Source organism: Pseudoxanthomonas sp. JBR18 (assembly GCF_028198165.1).
Taxonomy (GTDB): domain Bacteria; phylum Pseudomonadota; class Gammaproteobacteria; order Xanthomonadales; family Xanthomonadaceae; genus Pseudoxanthomonas_A.
In genome coordinates, this window is sequence record NZ_CP116339.1 from 3,806,323 (window position 1) to 3,820,281 (window position 13,959).

General features: G+C 64.0%; 6 protein-coding genes. 5 read left to right on the forward strand and 1 reads right to left on the reverse strand.

What is annotated here, in order from left to right; all coding sequences use genetic code 11:
• Positions 1–125: 125 nt before the first annotated feature.
• The 3 genes from pyrC (at position 126) to PJ250_RS17280 (ending at position 3,055) form a co-directional block, all read left to right on the forward strand.
• On the forward strand, positions 126–1,166 hold the full coding sequence (pyrC, locus tag PJ250_RS17270; RefSeq protein ID WP_271645830.1) for a dihydroorotase: 1,041 nt from the start codon (positions 126–128) through the stop codon (positions 1,164–1,166).
• A gap of 624 nt (positions 1,167–1,790) precedes the next feature.
• Complete coding sequence (locus tag PJ250_RS17275; protein WP_271645831.1) at positions 1,791–2,243, forward strand: MarR family winged helix-turn-helix transcriptional regulator; 453 nt, start codon at positions 1,791–1,793, stop codon at positions 2,241–2,243.
• On the forward strand, positions 2,240–3,055 hold the full coding sequence (locus tag PJ250_RS17280) for an NAD-dependent epimerase/dehydratase family protein (RefSeq protein WP_271645832.1): 816 nt from the start codon (positions 2,240–2,242) through the stop codon (positions 3,053–3,055). The genes PJ250_RS17275 and PJ250_RS17280 overlap by 4 nt, the downstream gene beginning before the upstream one ends.
• A gap of 156 nt (positions 3,056–3,211) precedes the next feature.
• Here the strand turns inward: PJ250_RS17280 and PJ250_RS17285 are convergent, their stop codons facing one another.
• Entirely contained in the window at positions 3,212–3,823 is a 612-nt protein-coding gene (locus PJ250_RS17285) for a TetR/AcrR family transcriptional regulator (protein WP_271645833.1), read from the reverse strand.
• 104 nt (positions 3,824–3,927) lie between these two features.
• Here PJ250_RS17285 and PJ250_RS17290 point away from each other — a divergent pair, with 104 nt between their 5' ends.
• Both PJ250_RS17290 and PJ250_RS17295 read left to right on the forward strand, forming a co-directional pair.
• On the forward strand, positions 3,928–4,857 hold the full coding sequence (locus tag PJ250_RS17290) for an SDR family oxidoreductase (protein WP_271645834.1): 930 nt from the start codon (positions 3,928–3,930) through the stop codon (positions 4,855–4,857).
• Positions 4,858–5,192: 335 nt separating this feature from the next.
• On the forward strand, positions 5,193–13,859 hold the full coding sequence (locus PJ250_RS17295; RefSeq protein ID WP_271645835.1) for a GH36-type glycosyl hydrolase domain-containing protein: 8,667 nt from the start codon (positions 5,193–5,195) through the stop codon (positions 13,857–13,859).
• Positions 13,860–13,959: the final 100 nt, after the last annotated feature.

A 13,959-nucleotide genomic window follows, 5' to 3' on the forward strand; every position in this document is an offset into this window, starting at 1 on the left:
GGGGGAGCATCGCATGACCTCCATGAATAGGTGTCCGGCGCGAGTGCCCGTGGAGCAAAAGATGCCTTGGGATACCATGACCGGCTGCTCGACTCCTGATTCCGACGCCCCCCGTGACTGACTCCATGCGCCTTGACATCACCCGCCCCGACGACTGGCATCTGCACCTGCGCGACGGCGAGACGCTCGCCTCCGTCATCGGGCACACCGCCGCGCGCTTCGCCCGCGCCATCGTGATGCCCAATCTCAAGCCGCCCGTGGCGACCGTGGCCCAGGCCGAGGCCTATCGGGAGCGCATCCTGTCCAGCTTGCCGGCCGGGTCGGACTTCCAGCCGCTGATGACCCTGTACCTCACCGAGGACACCGCACCGGAGGAGATCGTCCGGGCCAAGGCCAGCGATGCGGTGTTCGCGGTCAAGTACTACCCGGCCGGAGCTACAACCAATTCGCAGTCCGGCGTGCGTGACCTGGCGCGCGTCAATGCCGTGCTCGAGGCAATGGAAGAACACGAGCTGCCGTTGCTGCTGCATGGCGAGGTCACCGATGCAGACATCGACATCTTCGATCGCGAACGGGTGTTCATCGAGCGCCATCTGCTGCCGCTGCGGGCGCGCTTCCCGGGGCTGCGCATGGTCCTCGAACACATCACCACCAAGGACGCGGTGGAGTTCGTGACCGCTGCGCCGTCCAATGTGGCCGCCACCCTGACTGCGCACCACCTGCTGCTCAACCGCAACGCGCTGTTCGAAGGCGGCATCCGCCCGCACAATTACTGCGCGCCCATCCTCAAGCGCGAGACCCATCGCCAGGCGCTGCTGCAGGCCGCGACCAGCGGCGATACGCATTTCTTCCTCGGTACCGACAGTGCGCCGCACGCGCGCGAAGGCAAGGAAACCGCCTGCGGCTGCGCCGGCCTGTACACCGCGCATGCGGCCATCGAGCTGTACGCCGAAGCTTTCGAGCAAGCCGGCAAGCTGGAGAACCTGGAGGCGTTCGCCAGCTTCAATGGCCCGGACTTCTACCGCCTGCCGCGCAACACCGGCCGCATCGTGCTGGAGCGCAAGTCCTGGACCGTGCCAGGAAGTTATCCATTGGCTGGTTCGGCTGTGGTGCCGATGCGCGCGGGCGGGACGGTGGGCTGGTCGCTGGTCGACACGGACGTTTGACGCGTCGGGCTGTGTCCATGGCGGGGAGGGCGGTTCTAGCCTACTCCGAGCCCCGCTCCGATGCCTTTGGACATATGGCGTCCAGGTCACAGTGACGGCCGTGCGATAGCGGAAGACCGTCATGTCGTCAGAGAACATGGCGTGCGCCAAGCCGCGCGCTCTTGCATCCTGCCCACACGGGTGCGCTCCTTCTTCAGGCTCCTGAAACAAGGTCCGACTCGGCATCTTTCCAGCAGCGGCAACGCCGATCCATGCCGGGTACCGGGAAGGCTGGGGCACAAGGTCTTTTGCCACTGCGCACTGCCGCAGCGTGTGCCTTGGCACGGCTGCGCGACCTCGCGAGCTTCCTGTGAAGCGACGCGCCTACAAGCGTGGCCGACGTGGGGAGCCGGGCGCGCTCGACCATTCGCCGAACGGCAAGCCGCTAGAACGCGGCGTTGAAACGGGGTCGCTCATCCGCCGGCTTCGACGCGCAAGTCATGGGGCAACACCTGCTGCGTCCATCGAAATGGACCGATTTCAGCGTGCTTGGCTAACAGACGGAAGCCGAGGCGACTGCCGCCTTGTACGGCGGCCGACGATGAGCGGCCTTGACATTTGTTTTCCGGCAAACATACTTGTTTGATGGCAAACAAAGTGAACAGTGCACAGCACGATTCGGTCGCCGCATGGGCCAAGCGCTGCTATCTCACAGGGCGCTCCGTGATGGATGCCGCGCTTCGTCCGTACGGCATTGGCTCTACGCAGTGGTATGTGCTGCATCAGTTGGCGCACGAAGGGCCGACCATGCAGCGCGAGCTGATGCGTCTTCTTCAGATCGAGCGTGCGACGTTGAGCATCGTGGTGGGGGCTCTGGTACGCAAAGGACTGGTCGAGCAGGTTGCGGACAGCATTGACCAACGACAGAAGTTGCTGCGGATGACCAAGGCCGGCACCAAGCTGTGGAAAGCGCTCCCGGATCTCAACTTCATCCGCGCCGTGGCCTTCGACGGCCTAGACCCGGCCGAGGTCGCAACGGCCATCAAGGTGCTCAAGACCGCGACCGAACGCCTTCTAGAACATGGGACCAACACATGACGCTCCTGATCACTGGCGCCAGCGGACTGGTGGGCGCGCGTCTGCTGCCGCGCCTCGTCCTCAACGGAGAAACCTGCCGGGCACTCGTTCGGGCCGGAAAGGAAGTGCCTGCCGGCGCGACGGCCGTCGAAGGCGACTTGCTCGATCCGGCTTCGCTTGCGCGAGCGGTGGAGGGCGTTTCGGCGATCATCCATCTCGCCGCGGTATTTCGCACGCAAGACACCGACCTGATCTGGAAAATCAATCTGGAAGGAACGCGCAACCTGATTTCCGCGGCGAAAGCGCATGCGCCCGAGGCGCGATTCATCATGGCCAGTACCACCCATGTCTATGACCAGGACAATGCCCATCCCGGTCGTGAGGATGACGCCACCGCTCCCACGCTGGCGTATCCGGCCAGCAAGCTCGCTGCGGAAAAGGAACTGCGCCAAAGCGGTCTTGGTTGGTCGATTCTGCGGTTTGGCTTCGTCTATGGCGACAAGGATGGGCATCTTGAATCGCTGCCCAGGCATGCCGCCCACGCCAGGTTTCACCCGGCCAAGACGATGAGCCTGATTCATCATCGCGATATCGCCGTTGCCATGCAGCTTGCGCTGTCCGGCGTCATGGATGGCCACATCGTCAACCTCACCGATGAGGCACCGACTTCGCTTTACGAGTTGGCCTCGCTGGTCGGCGAGCCGATGGCATCCTCGTCCGAGCCATTGACCAATCCCTGGCATCTGCACGTGGACGGATCGCTGGCGCGCCGACTCGGCTTCCAACCCCGCGTGAGAACCATCCACCAGGCCGTGGCAGAGCAGCTGCTGTGACGCGGGAGGGAGCGGCCTGCAAGATTGGCCGTTCGCGCCTCGCCAAGCGGGGCAAGGTGGGCAGCCTGGGATTCAGAGCCGAGGCCAAGGCGGGATCGCGATGAAGAGACGGCTTCGGGCTGATGCCGTCGAATCCTGCCTCGAAATCCAGTCAGGTCAAAGCGCTGTTTTCAAGCTGTCGAAGGCGTCCCGGAGGAATTTGGCGGCAGGCTTCCGTGGCCCGGTCTGCTCTCTCCACGCCTGAAGCGCGATTTTCATGGCACCGATGGAGACCATCGCCACCATCCGCAGCGCAGGACGGCGTTCGGGCTGGCGCCAGACCTCGCACAGCGCATTGAAAAGCGCCTGCTCCTGCACCGCATAGTGGGCCTGCTTGCGCGCGATCAGCGACGCGCTCGACAGCATGAGGTTGTCCACGGCCATCATCTGTTCGCTCGTGTAGTGCGCGATGTGCTTCACCATCACGTCGCGCACCGCGGCGAGCGGCGGCACGTCAGGCGATGTCGTGAGCAGGCTGGCGATCAGGTTGGCCCCATCGGCTTCCAGCCAGAAGAAGATGATGTCGTCCTTGGATTTGAAGTAGGAGAAGAAGGCGCGGCGAGAGATGCCTGCTTCGGCCGCGATCGCGTCCAGTGTCGTGGCTTCGTAGCCGTTCGTGAGGAAAAGCCGCTGACCAACCTCGGCAATGCGCTGACGTGTTGCGCGGCGCTTGCGCTCACGCGGGCCTTCCGCGGCCGTCGCGCCTGCTGACTGGAGGATTTCTGACATGTGCGTAGCCTATTGCATGCGCGGACCAAGTGCAATAATGTCTGCACTCGGTGCATATTTATTGGCATCAGGTGCAACATCACTCTTTCAGGCAGGCAAGGCTCATGACCCACTGGACAGCATCGAACATTCCTCCGCAGCAAGGTCGCTCGGCCATCGTCACAGGCACCGGCGGTCTTGGATACGAGACCGCCCTGGCGCTGGCACGGGCTGGCGGCGAGGTCATCATTGCGGGGCGCAACCGCCAGAAAGGCGAGCAGGCGATCTCAAGCATCCTCGCCGCAATCCCGTCCGCGTCCGTTCGGTTCGAGCAGGTCGATCTTGCCAGCCTCAAGTCCATCGTCGCGTTCAGCGAGCGGCTACGGAGCCAGAGAGATCACCTCGATCTGCTGATCAACAACGCCGGCGTCATGGCGCCCCCGCAGCGTCGGGAGACCAGCGATGGCTTCGAGTTGCAGTTCGGCACCAACTATCTCGGCCACTTTGCCCTCACTGCCGGCCTCCTCCCCCTGCTGCGAAAGGGCAGGGAGCCGCGTGTTGTCACCTTGTCGAGCATCGCCGCGCGTTCGGGCACGATCAATTTCGACGATCTCAACGCGCGGAAAAGCTACCGCGCGCTTCCGGTCTATAGTCAGTCCAAGCTCGCCTGTCTGATGTTTGCCTTCGAACTGCAGCGACGCAGTGTGGCCGGTGGATGGGGCTTGGCCAGTCTCGGCGCACATCCCGGCGTGAGTCGCACCGACCTGATCGTCAATGGCGCCGGCGCGCGGAGCATGAGCGGGTGGGTTCGGCGCTATCTGCCTTTCCTCTTTTCTCCCGTATGGCAGGGCGCCTTGCCGACGCTCTACGCCGCAACGTCACCGGAGGCTGAGCCCGGCGCCTACTACGGGCCGAATCAGCTGAGCGAGACGCGTGGCTATCCCGTTGTGGCCAAGGCCCCCAAGGCGTCGCTGGATAGGCAGGTTACGGCACGGCTATGGGACGAGTCCGAACGGTTGACGGGTGTGGTCTTTCCCACCGGCGAGGAATTGTAGCCGTCAGTCACGGCGCATCCGATACGCTCCCTGTATGGATGAAGCGGCAAGTCTGATAGTGCTGGAGGCCAGCACCGGCCGCCGTCGTGCGCACCGGGCCTACACGCAGGCGCAACAATGGCGGCAGGGACCGCTGGCTTCGCGGCCCGGGCCTTATGTGATGCGTCTGCTGGGTGTGACCGCGACCAATTGAGCCAGCGCGAGAAGGTTGGCCTGCCCGACTACCGAGGTTTGCGACCAATGACGGTGGGGCGTCGAACTCTTCACGCCTCACCGTTTCAAAGCGCGCATGATCCGGGCCTTGGCAGCGCTCACGCTGCAGGGAAGTATCAAACATGCTTCCACCTTGGAGGACGTTCCTCTCGGCGTTTTCGAATTGGCGCTCGGAGGCACGCAAGTCGCGGGAAGCGACGCCGAGCCAGGTCCCGATTTCACTTGCCTCGATACGAGATGCGCTCTTTGGCGACGAGCAGATGGAGGCCTTGGGCGAACAGCTCGGCCAAAGTCATGTCCTGCATCGCGAGCAGGGCAGGGAACTCCTACTCGCGCGCCTGAAGTCCAACGAGCGCGCCCTGTTTCTGTCTGCCGCGAGCCTGACCAAGGCGGCGACCGATGGACGGCGAATCCAGCCCGCCGGTGAATGGCTACTCGACAACTTCTATCTGGTCGAAGAGCAGGTGCGGGTGGCCGGCCTCCATCTTCCTGTCGGATATAGCCGCAAGCTGCCCAGGTTGAAGGCGGGGTCCGAGATTGGCGTGCCACGCGTCTACGAGCTTGCCAGGTTGGTCGTGGCGCATGGCCACGGGCGCGTAGACGCGATCACGCTGAGCCGCTTCATCGCCGCCTATCAACGTCGATCGCCGTTGATGCTGGGGGAATTGTGGGCCATTCCCATCATGCTGCGGTTGGCCTTGATCGAGGACATCCGCCGCGCCTCCGATATCGTCATGCGCGACGGCGAGCAGCAGCGTCTCGCGCAAACATGGACTTCCCTTCTCAATGAGACCGCCGCGCGCACGCCGGAACACGTGGTGCTCGTCGTGGCGGACCTGGCCCGTTCGGATCCGCCCAAGACGGGAGCTTTCGTTTCCGAATTGACGCGCGGCATCCAGGGGCGCGGTCCCTTGCTCAATGTGGTGAGCACATGGGTCGAACAATGGCTTGCCACTGACGGCCAGCGACTGGACCAGCTGATTCACGCGGAGAGCCAGCGACAGGCGGCCGATCAGGTCTCGATCAGCAACAGCATTGGCAGCTTTCGCTTCCTCAACAACATGGATTGGCGTGAGTTCGTCGAGACCATGAGTGTTGTCGACCAGCGATTGCGCGAGGATCCGGCAAATGTCTATGCGCGCATGGATTTTCAGACGCGCGATGCCTACCGACGCGTCGTCGAACGCCTGGCGCAGCGCGCCGGGATGGCCGAGCTCGAGGTGGCCCAGGTCGCCATCGGGCTTGCACGCGACGCAAAGGGCGCTCCGGAGATCGCCGGGCACGTCGGCTACTACCTGTTGGATGCAGGGCTGGCAGGGCTTCGGACAGCCATCGGCAGCAAGCCCGACATCGGCGCCAGACAACTTTCCTCCTCCAGAGCGCCGTTAGCGCTTTATTTGCTTCCTATCGCGTTGATCGCAGGGGTCTGGAGCATTGTCCTGATGCGCTGGGCGCCTGGGTCGGAGAACGGAGCCCTGTGGTGGACATGCGTGTGCCTGGCCGTGTTGTGCGCGAGCGAGCTGGGGGTTGCCATCGTCAACTGGATCGCGGCGCTGGTGTTCGTGCCGGTCCCCCTTGCGCGCATGGACCTGCGTAGCGGGATTCCGGCGGACTGCCGGACCTTGGTGGTCATGCCCAGCATGCTCGCCAGCCTGGCGGCGATCGATGAACTGATCTCGGCGCTGGAAGTCCATCACCTCGCCAATCGGGACGATCAGCTGCGGTTTGCGCTTCTCACCGATTTTCTTGACGCAGGCCAGAAGCTGCAACCTGACGATCAGGCGCTGCTGGAACACGCCGCTGAACAGATCGGCATGCTCAATGCGCGCTACGCGCCGGAACGCGGGGGGCTCTTCTTCCTGTTGCACAGGGACCGCAGCTGGAATGCCGCTGAAGGCTGCTGGATGGGGCACGAGCGCAAGCGCGGAAAGCTGGAGGCGCTCAACCGGCTGCTGAGCGCTGAGGACCTCGAGGCGCAATCGCTGATCGAGTTCGCGCGTGCCTGCGGCGATCTGATCGGTCTGGCCCATGTGCGATACGTGATCACGCTCGATAGCGATACCCAGCTCCCACGCGATGCTGCACGGATCCTGGTGGGCGCCATGTCGCATCCGTTGAATGCGCCGCGACTCGACACGTCCGGCCAGGTCGTCGAGGCCGGTTACGGAATCCTGCAACCCGGGCTTGGCACCGGAATGCGTGGCAGCGCCGAGTCCCGCTTCGCGCGCATGTTCGGCGTGGAACCCGGAATCGATCCCTATACGCGCATGGTGTCCGATGTCTACCAGGACCTGTTCGGGGAGGGCTCGTTCATCGGCAAGGGAATCTACGAGGTCGCCACGTTCGAGCGGGTCGTCGCGGGAAGGTTTCCGGAGAACCAGGTGCTCAGCCACGACCTGTTGGAGGGCTGCTATGCGCGGGCCGGGCTGATCAGCGATGTCCGGCTTTACGAGGCCCACGCACAGCGCTATGCGACGGATATCCAGCGCCGCATCCGTTGGGTGCGGGGCGATTGGCAACTGCTGCCGTGGCTTCTTCCCTGGGTGCCGACCGCGACGCGCCGCTACGCACGCAATCCGCTGTCCTGGCTGTCGCGAGGCAAGTTGCTGGACAACCTGCGTCGCAGCCTGGTGTCGCCTGCGGCCATCGTGCTGCTGCTGATCGGCTGGGGATGGTCTTCCGCGCCGGTTCGATGGACCTGCTGGTGGCTGCTGCTCTGGGTGCTACCGAGTGTGCTTTCGGCGCTATACGCGTTGCTGCGATTGCCGGCTGGCACGTCCATGCGTTTCCATGCCGTCCAGGTATTCGGATCATTGCGCAGGCAGCTGCTACGGGCCGGGGTGCTCATCGCTTGCCTCCCTTACGAGTCGGGCGTGCAGCTGTTGGCGATCGCGCGGACGCTGTTCCGCCTGCTGGTCTCGCGGCGTCACTTGCTGCAGTGGAATCCCTCCAGCGAAGTGGAACGCCAGCGGAGCGGGTCGCAGCCAGAGTTGCGGCAGATGGCGGTTGTGGGCCTGTGTGCCGCAATGGTCGGCGTGGCCATCGCCGTTTGGACGCCTGGCGCCCTGTGGGTCGCCCTGCCGTTGGCGGCTGCATGGCTGGCGGCACCTTGGCTGATGCGCTGGCTGGGCCTACCGCCAAGCCCGCCCAGTGCCAAGCTTTCTTGCGAGCAGCGGGCCTTCCTTGGGCGGCTTTCGTGCCGGACCTGGGATTTCTTTGAAGTGCATTGCAACGCCCAGCATCACTGGCTGCCGCCGGACAACGTGCAGGAACATCCGGTTGCCGTCGTGGCCAACCGGACTTCGCCCACCAATATCGGCTTGGCATTGCTTGCCAACCTGGCCGCCTACGATCTGGGATATCTGAGTCTCTCGGGCGTGCTCGATCGCACATCCAACAGCTTGGCAACCCTTGAGAAGTTACCGCGCTACCGCGGCCACTTCTTCAACTGGTACGACACGCAGTCCCTGATTCCATTGCCACCCCGGTACGTCTCCAGCGTGGACAGCGGCAATCTGGCGGGCCATCTACTCACGCTGCGGCAAGGCCTGCTCGCGATGGTGGATGCACCGGTGGTGTCCAAGGCCGTCTTCAGTGGACTCGCAGACACCCTGTCCCTGTTGCGCGACTCGCACGCTTCGCATTGCGAGGCCGTCGAACGCGGTATCGCCTTGTTCGGCCATACCCTGAACTCGGTGAGCGCGTTGCCGGAGCCGAGCCTGCGCCAGATGGGCGAGGCGTTCGCCACCATGCTCTCGCAAAGCGAACACATCGTGGCCGCACAGCGGTCAGCGCCGATGGAACATGAGGGCCAATGGTCGGTGCGACTTGTCGAGCGGTGTCGCGCCGCGCGTGATGATCTCTTCCATTGCGCGCCCTGGCTGGCTGGAACGCCCCCGCTGGCGGAAGACGTCGTTTCACGCGGGATTCCCAGCCTTCGGGAACTGCATCGCGCCAGCGGCATTGTCAGCGTCAGGTCCTGGGCAGGCGAGCACATCCATCAGCTGGAGCGGTTGGCACATGTGGCCGGACAGCTGTCTCTGATGGACTACGGCTTGGTTTACAGCCGTTCCAGGCACCTGATGTCGATCGGCTACAACGTCGACGAGCGACGACTGGACGAGGGCCACTATGACCTGCTGGCGTCCGAAGCCAGGCTGGGGAATTTCGTGGCGATCGCACAGGGGCAGCTGCCGCAGGACAGCTGGTTCGCACTCGCCCGCACCCTGACCCACACCGATACCGAGCCCACGCTGCTGTCATGGAGCGGCTCGATGTTCGAGTATCTGATGCCCCAACTGGTCATGCCCAGCTACCCGCAGACCCTGCTCGCACGCACGTCCACCGGCGCGGTACGTGCTCAAATCGCATATGGCGACTTGCGCGGGGTTCCCTGGGGGATCTCCGAGTCCGGCTACAACACCGTCGATACGCGCAGGAACTACCAGTATCGCGCCTTTGGCGTCCCCGGCCTGGGCCTGAAGCGGGGACTCGGCCGGGATCTGGTGATTGCCCCCTATGCCAGCGCGATGGCCCTGATGGTCGCACCCGATGCGGCATGCAAGAACCTGCAGCGCCTGGATGCACTGGGTTTCGGTGGCCGCTTTGGTCTGTACGAGGCCATTGATTACACACCGTCACGTGTGCCGCGAGGTGAATCCTGCGCCGTGGTCCGTTCGTTCATGTCGCACCACCAGGGCATGAGCTTGCTTGCATTGGACTACGTCTTGCGCGATGCGCCCATGCAAAAGCGTTTCGTGGCCGATCCCGAGTTCCAGGCGACGCTCCTGCTGTTGCAGGAGCGTGCGCCCAAACTCAGCGGGGTCTACGCCAAGGGCTTGGCTCGGGTCACCGAAAGCGCGAAGCCGGAAGATCTCGGAATACCGTTGCGTATCTTCCGGGATCCCGGGCAAGCGCGGCCGGTCGTGCAACTCTTATCCAACGGCCGCTATCACGGCATGCTGACAAGCGCCGGGGGCGGCTACAGTAAATCTCGTGACATGGCCGTGACCCGATGGCGCGAGGACGGCGTGCGGGACCACTGGGGCACGTTCTGTTATCTGCGTGACATCGACAGCGGCGCGTTTTGGTCGGCGACCCATCAGCCCACCTGCGTCGAGGTGGAGCGATATGAGGCGATCTTCTCCGATGCCAAGGCCGAGTTCAAAGGCAGTCATCTCGGCTATGACACGCACCTGGAGATCGCAATCTCGGCTGAGGACGACGTCGAGCTGAGAAGGCTGACGCTGCGCAACCGCTCGCGGGTCACCCGGGTCATCGAGATCACCACGTACGCTGAGGTCGTATTGGCGCCTGGATTGGCCGATGAAATGCATCCGGCCTTCAGCAACCTCTTCATTCAGACCGAGGTGCTGGCCGAAAAGCAGTCGCTCCTGTGTACCCGGCGTCCGCGTGCCCAAGATGAAGCGCAACCGTGGATGTTTCACCTGGTCGCCGTGCACGATGCCGACGTGGCCTCCATTTCCTATGAGACAGATCGATCGGCCTTTGTGGGCCGGGGACGCACGACACGCCGGCCCGCGGCGCTGGTGGGTCCGCATGAACTGTCCGGCACGGTCGGCTCGGTGCTGGACCCGATCCTGGCAATCAGATGCAGGATCGCGCTTGCGCCAGGCCAGCGAGCGCAGGTGGACATGGTGTATGGCATCGGCGAGCAGCGAGAGATCTGCCAGGGTTTGATTGACAAGTATCGCGATCGCCGACTCGCCGATCGGGTCTTCGATCTGGCGTTGACGCAGAGCCAGGTGGTCCGGCGGCAGATCGATGCGTCGCTTGAAGACGCCCTGCTTTACGAGCGCCTGGCCGCGGCCGTGCTGTTCGTTGATCCGCAGATGCGCGCGGACGCAGACGTGCTGCTGCAGAACCGTCGAGGTCAGTCCGCGCTTTGGAGTCATGCGATTTCAGGAGATTTGCCGATCGTGCTGCTGAGGGTGGCGGACAGCGACAGCACGCACCTCGCGCGGCAGATGGTGCAGACGCATGCGTACTGGCGGCTCAAGGGGCTACGGGTGGACCTGGTGATCTGGAACGAAAGTCAGGCCGGATATCGCCAGGCGCTGCAAGACAACCTTGTCGCGTTGATTTCTTCTGATCCCGAGGCGAACGTGCTCGACCGTCCGGGGGGCATTTTTGTCCGCTCGATCGAGCACATCGCCCAGGAAGACCGCGTGCTGCTACAGACGGTCGCGCGGGTGATCCTCAATGACGCGCACGGCACGCTTGCGGCCCAGCTTGAGCAACTGACGGCGGCCCTGCAGCTTCCACCCGTCCTACAGCCCAGTTCGGCGAACTCCACTCCACGGCTTGAACATCGAGATGCGTCCCATGCCGACCGCCCATCCTTGGACGCGGCCCCAGGCGAAGTGGTCCAGTTCGATAATGGATTGGGCGCGTTTGTCCAGGATGGCAGCGAGTACCGCATCGTGTTGGAGGAGGGCGTTTGCACGCCTGCGCCTTGGTGCAATGTGATGGCCAATGCCCAGTTCGGGACCGTGGTCAGCGAGAGCAACCCGGGCTACACCTGGGCCGAAAACGCGCACGAGTTTCGCCTGACGCCTTGGCACAATGATCCGGTCAGTGATGCAAGTGGCGAGGCCTTCTACCTTCGCGACGAGGAGAACGGACAGGTCTGGTCGCCCACGCCCCTGCCGTGCAGAGGTCGCGGGCGCTACGAGGTGCGGCACGGCTTCGGCTATAGCGTCTATCGGCATGTGGAGCAGGGCATCTCGAGCGAACTATGGGTCTTCGTCGACCTCGAGCGCGCGGTCAAGTACAGCCTGCTACGACTCGAGAACCTGTCCGGGCAGCCGCGTCGCCTGAGCGCAACCGGATACGTCGAGTGGGTGCTGGCGGACATCCGTGCGCGCTCGCAGCTTCATGTGGCGACCGAGCTGGACCTGGCTGGCGGAGTGCTCATCGCCTGGAATGCATTCAACACCGCGTTCGATGGACGTGTGGCGTTCTTCGATGTCGATGCGCCATCCCGCAGTGTGACCGGCGACCGCAGTGAATTCTTGGGGCGCAACGGCTCCCTGGCCGATCCGGCGGCGCTGCGGCGTCAACGGCTTTCGGGGCAGGTCGGCGCGGGGCTGGACTCGTGCGCGGCCCTGCAGATTCCGGTCGATCTGGCCGCCGGTCAGGTCTTCGAGACGGTCTTTCGCCTCGGTGCAGCGAGCGGGCGCGATGCAGCGCTTTCCCTGGCCTCGCAAGTCCGCGGAGTGCCTGCCGCGCAGGCGGCATTGGAAGCGGTGAGGCAGCACTGGCACCAGGTGCTTGGCGTGGTGCAGGTTTCCACGCCGGACCCGGCCGTGAACCTCCTGGCTAATGGTTGGCTTCTGTACCAGACCATCGCATGCCGCTACCTGGCGCGCAGCGGCTATTACCAGTCCGGAGGTGCGTTCGGCTTCCGCGACCAGTTGCAGGACAGCATGGCCATGGTCCACGCGCGGCCGGCGTTGGCACGCGCGCATCTGCTTCGGTGTGCGGCCCAGCAGTTCGTGCAGGGCGACGTGCAGCATTGGTGGCATCCGCCGCAAGGCCACGGCGTGCGCACCCATTGCTCCGATGATTTCCTCTGGCTGCCGCAGGCGCTATGCCGATACCTGGACAGCACTGCCGATGTGGCGGTGCTCGAAGAACAAGTCGGCTTCATTGAAGGCCGTGCGCTCAATGCCGACGAAGAGTCCTACTACGACTCGCCGCGACCCCTCGGTCCGCCTCAGACGCTGTACCAGCACTGCAAACTGGCGCTGCAGCATGGCTTGCTGCGTATGGGGACACACGGGCTCCCGTTGATCGGGAGCGGAGACTGGAACGATGGCTTGAACCGTGTTGGCAAGGAGGGGAAGGGCGAGAGTGTCTGGCTGGCCTTCTTCCTCTACGACACCCTGAAGCGCTTCGCGCCGGTCGCCGCTCGTCAGGGCGATCAAGCCTTCTCTGATCGCTGCCTGCACGAAGCCTCAGGATTGCGCGAGTCTGTGGAGACGCACGGCTGGGACGGGCAGTGGTACAGAAGGGCCTGGTATGACGACGGCACGCCGTTGGGATCCACAGCCTCGGTCGAATGCCAGATTGACTCGCTCTCGCAGAGTTGGGCTGTGTTGTCCGGCGCAGGCCGTCGATCGCGCACCCAGCAAGGGATGGACGCCGTACAAGCGCAGCTTGTGGATCTGGATGCGGGCCTCATCAAGCTGCTGACGCCCGCCTTCGATCGGACGACCGATGATCCTGGCTATATCCGCGGGTACGTGCCGGGTGTGCGGGAGAACGGAGGTCAGTACACGCACGCAGCGGTGTGGGTCTCCATGGCGTTTGCGGCGTTGGGTGACAGTCGCCGGGCCTGGGAGATGGTCGACCTGATCAACCCGATCCATCACGCCCATGACGCCGTCTCTCTCCAGCGCTACAAGGTCGAGCCCTACGTCATGGCCGCCGATGTGTACGCGGCGGTTCCTCATCAAGGACGTGGTGGATGGAGCTGGTATACCGGTGCGGCGGGCTGGATGTATCGATTGCTGACCGAGTCCTTGCTCGGCCTTGGCCGGGAGGGCGACCGCATGCGGATGACCCCGTGCATGCCCCTGCACTGGGATCGCTACGAGATGACCTACCAGATGGGCGCCAGCAACTACCGGATCGTCGTGCGACGGCACGCCGGGGGCACGGCTTCAATGTCGGTGGACGGCGTTGTGATGAGCGATCCGAGTTTTGCCCTGGTGGACGATGGCGCCCGCCACGAGGTGTTGGTGGAAATTCCGGAAGCGGGCTGATGCACAGTAGCCGCCCGCAGCTGGAGACGAGGCTTGATCAACTCAGCCAGATGCTTCCCATCTGGTTGGAGAAACTTCGGCATCCGGCCGGATTCTGGCC

Coding starts and splice junctions, on each gene's coding strand:
- PJ250_RS17295 (WP_271645835.1), top strand. CDS start 5,193: ATGCTTCCACCTTGGAGGACGTTCCTCTCGGCGTTTTCGAATTGGCGC.
- PJ250_RS17290 (WP_271645834.1), top strand. CDS start 3,928: ATGACCCACTGGACAGCATCGAACATTCCTCCGCAGCAAGGTCGCTCG.
- PJ250_RS17275 (WP_271645831.1), top strand. CDS start 1,791: ATGGCAAACAAAGTGAACAGTGCACAGCACGATTCGGTCGCCGCATGG.
- PJ250_RS17280 (WP_271645832.1), top strand. CDS start 2,240: ATGACGCTCCTGATCACTGGCGCCAGCGGACTGGTGGGCGCGCGTCTG.
- pyrC (WP_271645830.1), top strand. CDS start 126: ATGCGCCTTGACATCACCCGCCCCGACGACTGGCATCTGCACCTGCGC.
- PJ250_RS17285 (WP_271645833.1), bottom strand. CDS start 3,823: ATGTCAGAAATCCTCCAGTCAGCAGGCGCGACGGCCGCGGAAGGCCCG.